Source organism: Halomonas sp. B23F22_10 (genome assembly GCF_043496975.1).
GTDB classification, from domain to species: Bacteria; Pseudomonadota; Gammaproteobacteria; order Pseudomonadales; family Halomonadaceae; genus Halomonas; species Halomonas smyrnensis.
Genome location: NZ_JBIEKF010000003.1, coordinates 48244 through 62103, shown reverse-complemented (window position 1 = coordinate 62103; position 13860 = coordinate 48244). Strand labels below are relative to the sequence as shown.

General features: G+C 70.1%; 17 protein-coding genes. 9 read left to right on the top strand and 8 right to left on the bottom strand.

The annotated features are described in order from the left end of the window. Positions 1-49 precede the first annotated feature (49 nt). The gene (locus ACGTNF_RS07375) at positions 50-382 is read right to left on the bottom strand and encodes a DMT family transporter (protein ID WP_394601541.1); all 333 of its coding nucleotides are present in this window, start codon (positions 380-382) and stop codon (positions 50-52) included. Then, positions 379-795 carry a PACE efflux transporter gene (locus ACGTNF_RS07370; RefSeq protein WP_394601126.1) on the bottom strand — a complete coding sequence of 139 codons (417 nt, stop codon included), beginning with the start codon at positions 793-795 and terminating at the stop codon, positions 379-381. Before ACGTNF_RS07370 ends, ACGTNF_RS07375 begins: the two co-directional genes overlap by 4 nt. Positions 796-910: 115 nt before the next feature. Here ACGTNF_RS07370 and ACGTNF_RS07365 point away from each other — a divergent pair, with 115 nt between their 5' ends. Beyond that, on the top strand, positions 911-1804 hold the full coding sequence (locus ACGTNF_RS07365) for a LysR family transcriptional regulator (protein ID WP_394601125.1): 894 nt from the start codon (positions 911-913) through the stop codon (positions 1802-1804). 6 nt (positions 1805-1810) lie between these two features. On the opposite strand, the gene trmB is transcribed toward ACGTNF_RS07365, so the two are convergent. Continuing rightward, complete coding sequence (trmB, locus tag ACGTNF_RS07360) at positions 1811-2500, bottom strand: tRNA (guanine(46)-N(7))-methyltransferase TrmB (RefSeq protein ID WP_394601124.1); 690 nt, start codon at positions 2498-2500, stop codon at positions 1811-1813. Positions 2501-2728: 228 nt separating this feature from the next. On the opposite strand from trmB, the gene ACGTNF_RS07355 reads away from it, so the two are divergent. The 6 genes from ACGTNF_RS07355 (at position 2729) to ACGTNF_RS07330 (ending at position 9185) form a co-directional block, all read left to right on the top strand. Next, complete coding sequence (locus ACGTNF_RS07355; protein ID WP_394601540.1) at positions 2729-4621, top strand: beta-ketoacyl synthase; 1893 nt, start codon at positions 2729-2731, stop codon at positions 4619-4621. Further along, positions 4621-5100 carry a pantetheine-phosphate adenylyltransferase gene (gene coaD / locus ACGTNF_RS07350; RefSeq protein ID WP_035599346.1) on the top strand — a complete coding sequence of 160 codons (480 nt, stop codon included), beginning with the start codon at positions 4621-4623 and terminating at the stop codon, positions 5098-5100. The genes ACGTNF_RS07355 and coaD overlap by 1 nt, the downstream gene beginning before the upstream one ends. Positions 5101-5158: 58 nt before the next feature. Next, on the top strand, positions 5159-5407 hold the full coding sequence (locus ACGTNF_RS07345; protein ID WP_016855261.1) for a YfhL family 4Fe-4S dicluster ferredoxin: 249 nt from the start codon (positions 5159-5161) through the stop codon (positions 5405-5407). Positions 5408-5714: 307 nt separating this feature from the next. Continuing rightward, on the top strand, positions 5715-7055 hold the full coding sequence (locus ACGTNF_RS07340; protein ID WP_394601123.1) for an MATE family efflux transporter: 1341 nt from the start codon (positions 5715-5717) through the stop codon (positions 7053-7055). A 223-nt stretch (positions 7056-7278) separates the two neighbouring features. Continuing rightward, positions 7279-8589 carry a short-chain fatty acid transporter gene (locus ACGTNF_RS07335; RefSeq protein WP_152477920.1) on the top strand — a complete coding sequence of 437 codons (1311 nt, stop codon included), beginning with the start codon at positions 7279-7281 and terminating at the stop codon, positions 8587-8589. 92 nt (positions 8590-8681) lie between these two features. Further along, positions 8682-9185: an acyl-CoA thioesterase gene (locus ACGTNF_RS07330; protein WP_394601122.1), complete on the top strand. Its 504-nt coding sequence runs from the start codon at positions 8682-8684 to the stop codon at positions 9183-9185. 12 nt (positions 9186-9197) lie between these two features. Here ACGTNF_RS07330 and ACGTNF_RS07325 read toward each other — a convergent pair whose 3' ends face one another. After that, on the bottom strand, positions 9198-9329 hold the full coding sequence (locus ACGTNF_RS07325) for an entericidin A/B family lipoprotein (RefSeq protein ID WP_016855265.1): 132 nt from the start codon (positions 9327-9329) through the stop codon (positions 9198-9200). An 80-nt stretch (positions 9330-9409) separates the two neighbouring features. Then, positions 9410-10156, bottom strand: coding sequence for a sulfite exporter TauE/SafE family protein (locus ACGTNF_RS07320; protein WP_394601121.1), 747 nt, complete (start codon positions 10154-10156; stop codon positions 9410-9412). A gap of 102 nt (positions 10157-10258) precedes the next feature. Here ACGTNF_RS07320 and ACGTNF_RS07315 point away from each other — a divergent pair, with 102 nt between their 5' ends. After that, on the top strand, positions 10259-10690 hold the full coding sequence (locus tag ACGTNF_RS07315) for an HIT domain-containing protein (RefSeq protein ID WP_394601120.1): 432 nt from the start codon (positions 10259-10261) through the stop codon (positions 10688-10690). Between the two features lie 14 nt (positions 10691-10704). Here the strand turns inward: ACGTNF_RS07315 and ACGTNF_RS07310 are convergent, their stop codons facing one another. Both ACGTNF_RS07310 and ACGTNF_RS07305 read right to left on the bottom strand, forming a co-directional pair. Then, entirely contained in the window at positions 10705-11118 is a 414-nt protein-coding gene (locus ACGTNF_RS07310) for a hypothetical protein (protein ID WP_394601119.1), read from the bottom strand. Further along, positions 11115-11639: a hypothetical protein gene (locus tag ACGTNF_RS07305; RefSeq protein WP_394601118.1), complete on the bottom strand. Its 525-nt coding sequence runs from the start codon at positions 11637-11639 to the stop codon at positions 11115-11117. The genes ACGTNF_RS07310 and ACGTNF_RS07305 overlap by 4 nt, the downstream gene beginning before the upstream one ends. Positions 11640-11820: 181 nt before the next feature. Between ACGTNF_RS07305 and ACGTNF_RS07300 the strand changes: the two genes are divergently transcribed. Beyond that, positions 11821-12294 (top strand): Dps family protein, encoded by a 474-nt coding sequence (locus ACGTNF_RS07300; RefSeq protein ID WP_394601117.1) that lies wholly within the window; start codon positions 11821-11823, stop codon positions 12292-12294. Positions 12295-12363: 69 nt separating this feature from the next. On the opposite strand, the gene ACGTNF_RS07295 is transcribed toward ACGTNF_RS07300, so the two are convergent. Continuing rightward, positions 12364-13812 carry a DNA recombination protein RmuC gene (locus ACGTNF_RS07295; RefSeq protein ID WP_394601116.1) on the bottom strand — a complete coding sequence of 483 codons (1449 nt, stop codon included), beginning with the start codon at positions 13810-13812 and terminating at the stop codon, positions 12364-12366. Positions 13813-13860: the final 48 nt, after the last annotated feature.

The following is a 13860-nucleotide window of genomic DNA, read 5'->3' as shown; positions in this document are numbered from 1 at the left end:
GGGGCGATGAAGGTTTTTGGCCATGGGGGCATCGCGCCCCTCCTGCACCCTAGTGCGCGGAGACCCCGGAGAAGGCCTGGATGACCACCACCCCGCCGACGATCATGGCGAGGCCCAGCGCCGCCGGCACATCCAGGCGTTCGCCGTAGACCAGGACGCCGATCAGCGTGACCAGCACGATGCCGAGCCCGGCCCAGAAGGCGTAGGCGATGCCCACCGGCAGGGTGCGCAGCGCCAGGGTCAGCAGGTAGAAGGCCAGCACGTAGCCCACCACCACGGTCACGCTCGGCCACAGCCGGGTGAACTCCTGGGACGCCTTCAGCGAGCTGGTCGCCACCACCTCGGCGACGATCGCCAGTGCCAGATACAGATAGGCCATCAGACACCTCCCCGCGCCAGCCGGCGGCGCATCACGAGATCGAACAGGGTATTGAAGACCATGGCATAGGCCAGGAAGAACAGCATGAAGCCGAGATCCAGCCAGAAGGCCTCCACGAGGCCGATGCCCATCCACCAGGCGACCGCCGGCAGGGTCATCACCAGCAGGCCCAGCTCGAAACCGAACGACTGGGCGAAGCGCTGCCCCAGGCTGCGGCGACGGGTCGGCACCAGCGCATCGAAGGCGCGATTCCAGACCAGATTCCAGAGCATGGCGGCGGTGGCCAGCCCCGTGGCCAGCACGCCGATCTCCCCCATGTCACGGCCGGTCAGCCAGCTGGCCAGCGGCGTCACCATCAACAGGCCGCCGGCCTCGAACAGCGTGGTATGGGTCAAACGTTCCTTCCAGGAGCGCATCGTCACCTCCCGAGATATCATCACGAGGCCAGCCGGCCTCGACCTGGCGGACTATTCTCGCCAATATGGCGATGGATACGAGTTGGATTCCATCTAAAAAACCGATAGGTCACCCATGCGCTGGACCCTCGATCAGCTGGAGGTGCTCGTCGCCTGCGCCGAGTGCGGCTCCTTCTCCGCCGCCGCCCGCCACCTGGGCCGCGCCCAGTCGGCGGTAAGCACCGCCATCGCCCACCTGGAGGTCGACCTGGCCTGCACGCTCTTCGACCGCGACGGCCGCCTGCCGCGCCTGACCGAGGCCGGCGAGGCGCTGCTGCACGAGGCCCGCGCGGTGCTGCGCCAGTGCCAGCGGCTGGATTCCCGCGCCCGGGCCATCGCCGAGGGCGAGGAGGCCCGGCTGGTGCTGGCCATCGACGAGGCGCTGGTCGAGATGCCGCCGGTGGACGAGACCCTCGAGGCCCTGGCCCATCACTACCCCGCCCTGCAGCTGACCCTGCTCTACGGCGCCCAGGGCGATATCGCCGGGTGGGTGGAGGACCGCACCGCCGATCTCGGCATCCTGCTCGGGCGCCTCGGCCGCGGCCCGCTGCTCGAGGGCGTGCCGATCGCCCATCTGCGCCAGGCGCTGGTGGCCGGCCGTGACCATCCCCTGGCCGGCCGGGGCGCGCCCTCCCTCGGCGACCTGGCCGACCACCGCCAGCTGCTGATCGCCTCGCGCTCCACGGGCGACGACGAGGCGCCGCTCGGCACCCAGTTCTGGCGCCTCAACAGTTTCTACTCGATCGGCGAGCTGGCCGCCCGCGGGCTGGGCTGGGCGATGGTCCCCGAGCATATCGCCCGCTACCCGCCGTTTCGCGAGCACCTGGTCGCGCTGTCGGACGAGACCCTGGGCACCCTGCCGGTCATCGAGGTGGAGACGGTCTCGCGTCGCGACGCCGCCCAGGGGCCGATCGCCCGCTGGCTTCGGCAGACGCTGAGCGAAAGGTTCTGCGATCGCCGCAGCCGCTGAGCCGCCTCACTCGACCGGCAGCAGCCCCGGGCGATGCGGCAGCTCGGCGACCATCTTCCACAACGGCTGGCCGCTGAGGTGGTACTTGCGCTCGAAGTGGGTCAGGAAATCCCCCTCGGGATCGTGCGCCTGCACCGGCGCGGCGACGCCGGTCGCCTGCTCGAGGGCCAGCGAGAACTCCTCGACGTAGAGCCGCCAGTTGGAGCGCAGCTCCAGCCGCCCGCCCAGCGCCAGGATGGCGGGGAACACCGGATGCCCCTGCCAGCGCATCTTGAGGTGCGTCGACTTGGGATAGGGGTTGGGATACAGCAGGTAGTGGCGCACCGGCCGCCAGCCGGCCGCCAGCGCCAGCCGCCAGAAGTCCACCAGATCGGCGCGCACCAGCAGGGCGTTGTCGGGCGGCGCGCCGTGCTCGCGGGACAGCCGGTCGGCGCTGCGGTCCACGCCGATCACCACGCAGTCGGGATGGGCCTCGGCCAGCCGCCGCGTCGACAGCCCCACGCCGCAGCAGGCGTCGAGGATCAGCGGCGCCTCGCCGCGCGCCACCCGCCACGCCTCGGCCGCGGCGAAGGCCTCACGGGTATGGTCGGCCAGCGGCTTGCGCAGCGGGTGGGTCAGGGCCCGTTCGACCCGGCGCGCCAGATCGTGATGGGGGCCGGGCTGGTTGGAGGTGATGATGCGGGAACGCTCGGTCATGGCGGTGATCGGTCGGGGGCTTGGGAAGGCGTGCATTCTACCAGCCATGGGCCGGCCCGCGGGCCTCTCGCCAGCCCCGCCGGCGGGGTTGTGGAAAACCCCTCCATGCCCCGCATGACGGCGCACCGGGCCGGGTGCTATGATCCTTGGCCAAAAGGACAATAGCAGCCCATATATCAACCGCACTACGAGGAACCCGGCTTGTCACATTTACCGGTGATCGTGGGCATGGGTGGCGTGAATCCCGCCGGCCGAGCCTCGGGACATCAGGCGTTTCGCCGCACCGTGCTCGACGCCTTGCCCGACGACGTCCAAGCCCAGACCCTGCTAGGCCTGGCGGCCATGATGCGCCTGGCCAGCGCCCAGGCGGACGATGCCTGGCACGACGCCGACGGCAACCCCCTCGACGCCGCGGCCATCGTCGAGCAGACCCGCCAGCGCGTGCTCGACCATACCCTGATCCGTCGCAACGAAGACCCGCGCTTCAACGCCGAGGGCCTGCCCGCCAACCGTCGCGCCAGCCTCGACCTCGAGACGCCGATGACCTTCCGGGTACGCCGTCGCCAGCTGCCGGACAGCCTGCCGCCCACCTGGCAGGTCCGCGAGATCGACCGCAAGCACCTGGAAGTGACGGTGCCGGCCGGCGAGATGGACGTGATGCTGCCCGAGACCCGTCCGGCCCAGGTACGCGCCGCCGGCCAGCTGCCCTCCGGCTTCGAACCCGGCCAGCTCTACCGCAGCGTGCACCACCCGCGCGGTTTGTCGATGGCGATCTTCGCCGCCAGCGACTGCCTGGGCGACAGCGGCCTGGCCTGGGATGCCCTGCATGACCGGCTCGACCCCGACCAGGTCGCCGTCTACGCCGGCAACTCCATCGGCCAGCTCGACGACGACGGCTGGGGCGGGCTGCTCAAGAGCTTCGCCACCGGCAAGCGCGCCACCTCCAAGCAGATGCCGCTGGGCTACGGCCAGATGCCGGCCGACTTCCTCAACGCCTATGTGCTCGGCAGCGTCGGCAGCACCGGCGCGGCCCTCGGCGCCTGCGCCAGCTTCCTCTACAACCTGCGCCTGGGCGTCGACGACATCCGCGCCGGCCGCCGCCGGGTGGTGATGGTCGGCACCGCCGACGCGCCGATCACCCCCGAGATCATCGAGGGCTTCCGCACCATGGGCGCCCTGGCCGACGACGAGAGCCTCAAGGCGCTGGACGCCCTGGAGCTGCTCACCGACCCGGACTACCAGCGCGCCTGCCGGCCCTTCGCCCGCAACTGCGGCTTCACCATGGGCGAGTCCAGCCAGTTCGTGATGCTGATGGACGACGCTCTGGCGCTGGAGGTCGGCGCCGAGGTGCTCGGCAGCGTGCCGGACGTGTTCGTCAACGCCGACGGCTGGAAGCGCTCGATCTCGGCCCCCGGCATCGGCAACTACATCACCCTCGGCAAGGCCGCCTCGCTGGTGCGCGAGATGCTCGGCGAGACCGCCCTGCGCGAGCGCACCTTCCTGCACGCCCACGGCACCAGCACGCCGAAGAACCGCGAGACCGAGTCCCACGTCTTCGACATGGTCGCCCAGGCCCACGGCATCGAAGACTGGCCGGTGGTGGCGGTCAAGGCCTTCGTCGGCCACTCCCAGGGCAGCGCCGCCGGCGACCAGCTGGCCAGCGCGCTCGGCAGCTTCGCCCACGACCTGCTGCCGGGCATCCCGACCCTGGACGACCGCCAGCCCGAGGACCTGCACGCCGAACGCCTGCGACTGTTCCGCGAGCCGCTGCGCTTCGCGGCCGACGCCGCCTTCGTCAACGCCAAGGGCTTCGGCGGCAACAACGCCACCGGCGTGGTGCTGTCGCCGGCCGTCACCGAGCGGCTGATGACCGCCCGCCACGGCGAGGCGGCGATGAGCGAATGGCGCAGCCGCCGCGAGGCCACCCGCCAGGCCGCCGCCGCCTACCGCCACGAGGCCGACCGTGGCCGCTTCCAGCCCCGCTACCGCTTCGGCGAGGGCGTGCTGGAGGGCCCCGAACTCGAGGTCGGCGCTGACAGCATCCGCATCCCGGGCTACGCCAGGCCGGTCTCGCTGGCCGTGGACAACCCCTTCGGACGCCTCGACGACGGAGAAGCGTGATGAACGTCGCCGTCTACCCCGGCACCTTCGATCCCATCACCAACGGCCACTTCGACCTGATCGAGCGCGCCTCGCGGCTGTTCGACAAGGTGGTGGTGGCCATCGCTACCAGCCCCGGCAAGGGGCCGACGCTGGATCTCGACACCCGGACCGCCCTGGCGCGCCGGGTGGTCGAGGGCCTCGACAACGTCGAGGTGACGGGCTTCTCGGGGCTGATGACCGAGTTCATGAAGCAGCAGCAGGCCCGCGTGCTGCTGCGCGGGCTGCGCGCGGTCTCGGACTTCGAGTACGAGCTGCAGCTGGCCAACATGAACCGCGCCCAGATGCCCGAGCTCGAGACGGTGTTCCTGACCCCCGAGGTGGAGAACTCCTACATCTCCTCGAGCCTGGTGCGCGAGATCGCGCGGCTCGGCGGCGACGTCTCGAAGCACGTGCATCCCGAGGTCGCCGAAACGCTGAAGCGGCATTACAATACCTGACCATGGCACTCGGGCATGATGCCCGAGCCCGCCGGCCGCGATTTTCGTGAGGTACTCCATGGCCCTGATGATCACCGACGAGTGCATCAACTGCGACGTCTGCGAACCCGAATGCCCCAACGGCGCCATCTCGCCGGGGGAAGAGATCTACGTCATCGACCCCGGCCTGTGCACCGAGTGCGTCGGCCACTATGACGAGCCCCAGTGCCAGCAGGTCTGCCCGGTGGACTGCATCCCGCTCGACCCCGAGCGCAAGGAGAGCCAGGACCAGCTGATGGCGAAGTACGAGCGCATCACCGCCGCCTGAGCGGCTCACCGCCGCAGGCGCCGCGACGACAGCCCCACGACGCCCCGCCTCGCGCGGGGCGTCGTGTTTTCAGGTCGCGTCGATATCTCGGCGCCGCGGCGGCTCGCCTCGCAGCCCAGGCGGCGCCAGTACCAGCCCCAGGCGCCCGGCGTCCACTCCTTTCATGGCTCGCCCCTCCTGCGATGGTGACGATCGGGGACGCATCCCCGGCCTGCTCTCCCGCGTACGGGCCGTCGACGCCGGGCCGCTTGCACCGCCCGATGCCAGCGGCCATGCTCCCCGCCTCCAGCCACCGACCGGAGCCACCGTGACCGCGACCGCCCCCGCCTCGTCTGCCCGATCCTCCCAGCGCATCTGGGCCCTGGCCTGGCCGATCATCCTCTCCAACATCACCGTGCCGCTGCTGGGCCTGGTCGACACCGCCGTGGTCGGCCATCTGCCGGACTCCCGCTACCTGGCCGCGGTGACGCTCGGCGCCACCCTGTTCGGCTTCCTCTACTGGGGCTTCGGCTTTTTGCGCATGGGCACCACCGGGCTGACCTCCCAGGCGGCGGGGCGGGAGGACGACGAGTCGGTGAAGACCCTGCTGGGCCAGTCGCTGCTGCTGGCGGCGCTGATCGGCGGCGTGCTGATCCTGGCCGGCGACCCGCTGATCGCGCTCGGCCTCGGGCTGCTCGACGGCAGCCCCGAGGCCACCCGGCTCGCCGCGGAATACGCCGGCATCCGGCTGCTCTCGGCGCCGGCGGTGCTGGCCAACTACGCCATCCTCGGCTGGTTCCTGGGCCAGCAGAACTCGCGGGTGACCCTGGCGCTGCTGGTGCTGACCAACGGCGTCAACATCGTCCTCGACCTGGTGTTCGTGATCGGCCTGGGCATGACCAGCGACGGCGTGGCCTGGGCCACGGTGATCGCCGACTACACGGCGCTGGCCTTCGGCCTGTGGCGAGTGTGGCACCAGCTCGAGGGCCTCGGCGGACGCTTTCGCCGCGCGCGGCTGCTGCGACGCTCGGCCTACCGTGAGCTGTTCGCGGTCAACGCCCAGCTGTTCGTGCGCACCCTGGGGCTGCTGTTCGCCATGGCCTTCTTCACCTCCCGCGGCGCCGCCCAGGGCGACACCGTGCTGGCGGCCAACGCCGTGCTGCTGCAGTTCATCATGCTGACCTCGTACGGGCTGGACGGCTTCGCCCACGCCGCCGAGGCGCTGACCGGCCGCGCGGTGGGCCGTTCCCGCTGGGACGAGTTCGGCGACTCGGTGCGCGCCGCGGCGCGCTTCTCGCTGCTCACCGCGGGCCTCGCCGCGCTGGCCTTCGCCCTCGGCGGGCCCTGGCTGATCGCCCTGCTCACCGGGCTGCCGGAGGTGCGCGACACCGCCGGCGAGTACCTGCCGTGGATGGTCGCCATGCCGATGATCGCGGTGTGGAGCTACCTGCTGGACGGCGTCTTCATCGGCACCACCTCCACCCGCGAGATGCGCAACAGCATCTTCATCGCCCTGGCGGTCTATCTGCCCGTCTGGTGGCTCACCCGCGGCCTCGGCAATCACGGCCTGTGGCTGGCCTTCAGCCTGTTCACCGCGGTGCGCTCGGGGGTGCTGATCGCCTATTACCTTCACTACCGCCGCACGCGCTGGTCGGGCGCCGACGCTTGACCCTTTCCCGGTTCGGCGCGGTGCGCTCGGGGGGGACGATTGCCGCGCGCCACTACCGCCGCATGCGCCGGTCGGGCGATAACATGTCGCGTTCGTCGGGCGGAAAAACTTAGACATTCGTCGGCTTTGGCTACATTTCACCTTTACGCTGGCATCAATTGGCCCGAGGCTTGCCTTCACTGCCGCTATCCGGCTTTTCATCCGCGAACAAGGTAACGTCATCATGCTGAAGGTAATCTCGCGTCCGGCCGTGAAGCTGGTCGAACGCTACCTGCCCGACCCCTACATCTTCGTGCTGCTGCTGACCGTGATCGCCGCGGCGGCGGCGATCGCCGTGGAACGCCAGACGCCGCTGGCGGTGCTGCGCTTCTGGGGCGACGGCTTCTGGAACCTGCTGACCTTCTCCATGCAGATGCTGCTGGTGCTGGTCACCGGCTTCATGCTGGCCAGCTCGCCGCCCGTGAAGCGGCTGCTGCGGCGCCTGGCCGGCCTGGCCAGGAACGCCGGCGCGGCCATCGTGCTGGTCACCCTGGTGTCGCTGGCGGCCAGCTGGATCAACTGGGGCTTCGGCCTGGTGGTCGGCGCGCTGTTCGCCAAGGAGCTCGCCAAGCAGATCCGCGTCGACTATCGGCTGCTGGTGGCCAGCGCCTACTCGGGCTTCGTCGTCTGGCACGGCGGCCTGGCCGGCTCGGTGCCGCTGACCATCGCCACCGAGGGCCACTTCAGCGTCGAGCAGATCGGCGTGATCGGCACCTCCGAGACCATCTTCTCGCTGTTCAACCTGGCGATCGTGCTGGCGCTGTTCGTCGCCGTGCCGCTGTTCAACCGCATGATGCTGCCCGACGAGAAGGACAGCGTGTTCATCGACCCGAGCCTGCTCGAGGACGACGACGATCAGCGCGTGCGCATCACCCGCCCGGCGGAGCGCCTCGAGAACAGCATGACCCTGGCCTGGCTGGTCGGCATTCCCGGGCTCCTGTTCCTGGTCGACCACTTCGTGCTGCAGGGCGGCGGGCTCAACCTGAACGTGGTCAACTTCCTGTTCCTGTTCCTGGCCATCGTGCTGCATCGCACCCCGCGCAGCCTGCTCGAGAGCCTGCAGGAGGCGATCAAGGGCGGCGCCGGCATCGTCATCCAGTTCCCGTTCTACGCCGGCATCATGGCGATCATGGTGCAGTCGGGGCTGGCCGAGACGCTGTCCCAGGCGCTGGTCTCGCTGGCCACCGAGACCACGTTGCCGTTCTGGACCTTCATCAGCGCCGGCATCGTCAACATCTTCGTGCCCTCCGGCGGCGGCCAGTGGGCGGTGCAGGCGCCGGTGATGCTGCCGGCCGCCGAGGCGCTGGGCGTCGACGTGCCGCGGGTCGCCATGGCCGTGGCCTGGGGCGACGCCTGGACCAACCTGCTGCAGCCGTTCTGGGCCCTGCCGGTGCTCGGCATCGCCGGTCTCAAGGCCAAGGACATCATGGGCTTCTGCCTGGTCCAGCTGCTGCTGACCGGCATTATCATCGCCCTCGGACTGACCTTCCTCTAGACCTGGCAGGGAGAACGCTATCGACGCCTTGTCCCCATTGCGGGGGCAAGGCGTTATGCTGTGGGGACAATCGCCTCAAGGATCCCCTCTCGATGGACGAACACGCCCTTTCCGGCCAGCACGAGCTGACCATGACCGTGCTAATGACCCCCGACATGGCCAACTTCAGCGGCAAGGTGCACGGCGGCGCCATCCTCAAGAAGCTCGACGAGGTGGCCTACGCCTGCGCCAGCCGCTTCTCCGGGCACTACGTGGTGACCCTGTCGGTGGACCAGGTGCTGTTCAAGCAGCCGATCCACGTCGGCGAGCTGGTGACCTTCCTGGCCAGCGTCAATCACGTGGGGCGCTCCTCCATGGAGATCGGCATCAAGGTGGTCGCCGAGGACATCCAGAACAAGCTGATCCGCCACACCAACAGCTGCTACCTGACCATGGTGGCGGTGAACGAGCACGGCAAGCCGGCCCGGGTGCCGGAGCTGGCACTCGAGACCGATACCCAGAAGCTACGCTTTGAGAAGGCCGAGATGCGCAAGAAGCGGCGCAAGCAGGCCGAGGAGGAGGAGCGCCGTGCCCAGGTCGAGCACGGCGCCGGCTGATGCCTGGAGGGCTTACTCAGAGGATTGCTGAATGGCCTCGCCGCCCTGCTCGATGTCCTGGCCCACGCCGCGCACGGTGTTGCAGCCGGCGAGCAGGGACAGGGTGAAGAGCGCGGCGATCGACAGCAGAAGGGTCCGTTTCATGTGAGCTCCTTGGGAGTGAGTCGTGAAAACCGTCTGTGCCGGTTCAATCTAGCAAACTCGATGCGTTGAGCCACCCCCGATCAGGTCAACAGCAGCCGCAGCATGATCGCCACGATCACCGCCACGGTCAGCCACTTCACCCACAGCGCCCCTCTGGGGCTCATGTTGACCTTCACCGCCAGCCAGGCGCCGGTCATGCTGCCGGCGGCCAGCGCCAGGCCGTAGCCCCAGCGCACCTGCCCCTCGAACACGAACACGGCCAGCGCCGGCAGGGTGTAGACCAGCACGATCAGCACCTTGAAGACGTTCACCTGGGCCAGGTCGATCTTCAGCAGGCGGTAGAGCACCACGATGAACAGGATGCCGACCCCGACCTGGATGAAGCCGCCGTAGACGCCGATGGCGAACATCGCCAGATAGATCGCCGGCGTGAGCCGCTCCGGCGTCAGCGGCCGGGTCTCGAGCGTCGGCTGCGGCAGCAGCATCAGCAGCGCCGACAGCGCCATGACCACCACCAGCACGGTCTCGAACAGGGCGTCGCTCACGTCCAGCGCCAGGCGCGCCCCGAGCAGGGCGCCGAGCATCGCCGGCACCGCCAGGCGCAGGCTCAGGCCCAGGTGATGGGCGCCGGCGCGGAAGAAGCTGGCCACCGCCGACACGCTCTGCAGGGCGACCGACACCCGGTTGGTGCCGTTGGCGGCCTGGGGCGGCAGCCCCAGGAAGATCAGCAGCGGCAGGGTAAGCATCGAGCCCCCCGCCGACAGCACGTTGATGAAGCCGGCCAGCCCGCCGATGGCGAACAGGGCCAGGAGCTCGAGTGGCGTCATGATGGCATCCCTTCCGGTCGGTGACGCGCCCGGGGCATCGCCGGGCGCCGCGCTGTGCCATCATAGCGCCTTCACGCCCCCAGGATGCCACCAGGAGCCCCCATGACGGATGTCACGCTGGATCCCCGCCTGATCGAGGACACCCATCCGGTCACCGAGCTGCCGCTGTGCCAGCTGCGGCTGATGGACGACACCCGCTACCCGTGGCTGGTGCTGATTCCGCGCCGACCCGGCGCGGTCGAGGTGTTCGACATGAGCGAGGACGACCAGCAGCAGCTGTGGCGCGAGGCCGGCCTGCTCGGCCGCGCCCTCAAGGAGACCCTCGGCGGCGACAAGCTCAACATCGCCACCCTCGGCAACATCGTGCCGCAGCTGCATCTGCACCTGGTGCTGCGCCGCGAGGGGGACGCCGCCTGGCCGGGGCCGGTCTGGGGGCAGGGCCAGGCCGAACCCTTCGGTCTCGACGGCCTGGCGGCGATGCGCGACCGCCTGCTGGCGATCGTCGACGGCATCGACGAGCTGCGCGGCGCGTAAGGCCGAGCCAGGTTCTAGCGCTCGAGGCGAGCGTTCAGATCGGTCAGCAGCGGCTCGACCAGTGACGGCGGCAGCGGCCGGCCGCCGCGCCAGGCGGTCATCGCCAGCCGGCTGCGGCCGACGCTCGCCTCGCCGTTCACGCCGCCGGCCGCCTCGATCTCCAGCCGCACGCGATAGCCGGGCCAGCGGGCGATCACCGCCTCCAGGCGCCCCAGCTCGGCGTCGGCGTGGCGAATCACGTAGCCGCGCTCCATCAGCATCGAAATCGAGGCCGCATGCGCCGAGGCCGGCGCCACCGCCAGCGTGCGGATGGCGGGCACGGCCGGCGACGGCGACGGCGTCGCCGCGCATCCGCTCAGCCCCGGTCCTGGCCCGAGTATCAGCCCCAGCGCCAGCAGCGCCGCCCGCATCACGCCCGAACGTCTCATGAGGCCTCTCCCGACTGACGGCGCATCGCCTCGCGCAGCCCGCGGCAGAAGGCGTCGTCGCTGGCGGTGCGCGAACGGCGCGGCTCGCCCCGCCAGTCGAACAGGCGGATGTCCCGGGTCACCCGCACCGTCGCCTCGCCAATGACCACCGAGACCCGCTCGATCTCGGTGGCCTCGTCGTCGAGCAGGCCGAAGCCCACGCCGCCGCCGATCAGCACCCCGTGGCCGCCGCCACGGGACGCGCCCAGCAGGAAGATGTCCGGCTCGGGGACGCCGTGGAACAAGGTGCGCCGGGAGCGCTCGGCGCTGACCAGCCCCAGCGTGGTCTCGGTGTGGCGGATCAGGAAGTCGTCGTCTTCCAGCGCCACCACCGCGCCGGCCAGGGTAATCGGCGGCACATCGTCGCCGCGCGGCCAGTGGCACGCCTCGGCGGGCGGCGGCTCGGCCACCGGCAGCTGCGACGGCAGCGCCTGACAGCCGGCCAGCCCCGCGAGCAGGATGATTCCCCATGGACGCCACATGCGCGATTTCTCCTCGATCTGCCTGGAGTCTAGCAGCGCGCCCCTTGAAAGACGGCGACGACGCCTCGATATGATGGAGCAGGGCTATGATGGTGATGCAGTCAATTAGCTTATCCCCCATGCTCTGCTCACATACACTGCTGGGATACACCGGCAGTCCAGAGATCAAGGAGGCATCTACATGAGCAACACCAACAGCATCGGCCTGCACGAAGGCAGCGCCAGTCAGCTCGCCGAGCGACTCAACGTCCTGCTGGCCAACTATCAGATCTTCTACATGAACGTGCGCGGCTACCACTGGAACGTGAAGGGCCAGCAGTTCTTCCAGCTGCACGAGAAGTTCGAGGAGCTCTACACCGACCTGCTGACCAAGGTCGACGAGGTCGCCGAGCGCATCCTGACCCTGGGCCACACCCCGGTGCACGCCTACAGCGACTACTTCAAGATCGCCAGCATCGAGGAAGACAAGGACATTCACGACGGCCAGTCCTGCGTGCGTGGCGTGCTTCAGGGCTACCAGCAGATGCTCGAGCTGCAGCGCGAGATCCTCTCCCTGGCCTCCGACGCCGACGATGAGGGCACCGCCGCCCAGGTCGGCGACTACATCCGCGAACAGGAAAAGACCGTCTGGATGCTCAACGCCTACCTGGGTTGATCCCGCAGACGCGCCGTCACCACGAGACGCCGCCCCACGGGGCGGCGTCTTGCGTTGGTCAGGAAGGCATCAGGAAGGCTCGTCGCCCGACGCAGCGGCGCCCGACGCAACGGCGCCAGACGCCTCGCCCTCGGCGGCGCGCACCAGCTCGTCGGGCAGCGGCTTCTTCATGCGCACGCCCAGCCGCTCCAGCTCGCGGGCCTGGGCCACCAGGCTACCCTGGCCCTCGGAGAGCCGATTGACCGCGCGGCGATGGCTGTCGCCGGCGCGCTCCAGGTGGCGCCCCACCTCCTGCAGGCTCTCCACCAGGCCGGAGAACTTGGTCAGCAGCCGCTCGGCACGCTCGCCGATCAGCCGCGCGTTCTCGTTCTGGCGCTCCAGGCTCCAGAGCCCGGCCACGGTGCGCAGGCTGGCCAGCAGCGTGGTCGGCGTGACCATCACCACCTGACGGTCGAAGGCCTCCTGGAACAGCGTCGGATCGCGCTCGAAGGCGGCCGCGAAGGCCGGCTCCACCGCCACGAACAGGAACACGAAGTCCGGCGAGTGCAGCCCCGGCAGGGCGGGATAGTCCTTGGCGGCGAGCCCGCGCACGTGGGCGCGCAGCGAGCGCAGGTGATCGCCCATGGCCGCCTCGCGCTCGGCCTCGTGCTCGGCGTTGACCACCCGGTTCCAGGCCACCAGCGAGACCTTGGCATCGACGATCAGGTGGCGCGACTCGGGCAGGTAGATGATGGCATCGGGGCGCTGCCGGCCGGCCTCGCCGTCGATCGACACCTCGCGGCGGTATTCGACGTCGCGGCGCAGGCCGCTGCGCTCCAGTACCGTCTCGAGGATCAGCTCGCCCCAGTTGCCCTGGGCCTTCTGATCGCCCTTGAGCGCCCGGGCAAGCGTGGCCGCCTCGTCGCCGAGCCGCGCATTGAGCCCGGCCAGCTGGTCGAGCTGGGCCTTGAGCGAGCCGCGCTCGCGCTGCTCCTGGCCGTGCAGCGTCTCGACCCGCTGGCGGAACTGCTCGACCTGCTCGCGGAACGGCTGGAGCAAGGCCTCCAGGCTCTCGCGGCTCTGGGCGCTGTAGGCCTGCTGACGCTCCTCGAAGACCCTGCCGGCGAGCTGGTGGAACTCGTCCTTGAGCCGCTCCCGGGCCTCCTCCAGCAGCGCCAGCTGCTCGCGGTGGCGCAGCGTCGCCTGCTCGCGCTCCGCCTCCAGCCGGGCCGAACGCTCGCGCTGCTCGGCCAGCCGGTCGCGGGCCTCGGCGAGCGCCGCCTCGACGCCCTCGAGGCGCTCGCGGCAGCCGTCGAGCTGGGCGTCGCTCTGGGTGAGCTCCTGCTCCAGCCGCGCCGCGGCGTGCCGGCGCTCGGCCAGTTCGTCTCGGGTCTCGGACAGCTCGCAGCGCGACTCATCCCGCTCGCGACACGTTTCGGCCAGCCGGCGCCGCTGGGCGAGCCCCCAGCCCACGGCCAGCAGCGCCAACGCGCCGAGGGCGATCATCGCGCCGCCGGTTCCCGCCATCTCATCGAGCATGCTGCCCTCCCTGATCACGCCCGTCGCGAGCGCCGCACGCTCCCGCGC

Bases quoted from the DNA above. Each gene is read 5' to 3' on its own strand.
- ACGTNF_RS07370 (WP_394601126.1), bottom strand. From the start codon at position 795: ATGCGCTCCTGGAAGGAACGTTTGACCCATACCACGCTGTTCGAGGCC.
- ACGTNF_RS07365 (WP_394601125.1), top strand. From the start codon at position 911: ATGCGCTGGACCCTCGATCAGCTGGAGGTGCTCGTCGCCTGCGCCGAG.
- trmB (WP_394601124.1), bottom strand. From the start codon at position 2,500: ATGACCGAGCGTTCCCGCATCATCACCTCCAACCAGCCCGGCCCCCAT.
- ACGTNF_RS07355 (WP_394601540.1), top strand. From the start codon at position 2,729: ATGGGTGGCGTGAATCCCGCCGGCCGAGCCTCGGGACATCAGGCGTTT.
- coaD (WP_035599346.1), top strand. From the start codon at position 4,621: ATGAACGTCGCCGTCTACCCCGGCACCTTCGATCCCATCACCAACGGC.
- ACGTNF_RS07345 (WP_016855261.1), top strand. From the start codon at position 5,159: ATGGCCCTGATGATCACCGACGAGTGCATCAACTGCGACGTCTGCGAA.
- ACGTNF_RS07335 (WP_152477920.1), top strand. From the start codon at position 7,279: ATGCTGAAGGTAATCTCGCGTCCGGCCGTGAAGCTGGTCGAACGCTAC.
- ACGTNF_RS07330 (WP_394601122.1), top strand. From the start codon at position 8,682: ATGGACGAACACGCCCTTTCCGGCCAGCACGAGCTGACCATGACCGTG.
- ACGTNF_RS07325 (WP_016855265.1), bottom strand. From the start codon at position 9,329: ATGAAACGGACCCTTCTGCTGTCGATCGCCGCGCTCTTCACCCTGTCC.
- ACGTNF_RS07320 (WP_394601121.1), bottom strand. From the start codon at position 10,156: ATGACGCCACTCGAGCTCCTGGCCCTGTTCGCCATCGGCGGGCTGGCC.
- ACGTNF_RS07315 (WP_394601120.1), top strand. From the start codon at position 10,259: ATGACGGATGTCACGCTGGATCCCCGCCTGATCGAGGACACCCATCCG.
- ACGTNF_RS07310 (WP_394601119.1), bottom strand. From the start codon at position 11,118: ATGAGACGTTCGGGCGTGATGCGGGCGGCGCTGCTGGCGCTGGGGCTG.
- ACGTNF_RS07305 (WP_394601118.1), bottom strand. From the start codon at position 11,639: ATGTGGCGTCCATGGGGAATCATCCTGCTCGCGGGGCTGGCCGGCTGT.
- ACGTNF_RS07300 (WP_394601117.1), top strand. From the start codon at position 11,821: ATGAGCAACACCAACAGCATCGGCCTGCACGAAGGCAGCGCCAGTCAG.
- ACGTNF_RS07295 (WP_394601116.1), bottom strand. From the start codon at position 13,812: ATGCTCGATGAGATGGCGGGAACCGGCGGCGCGATGATCGCCCTCGGC.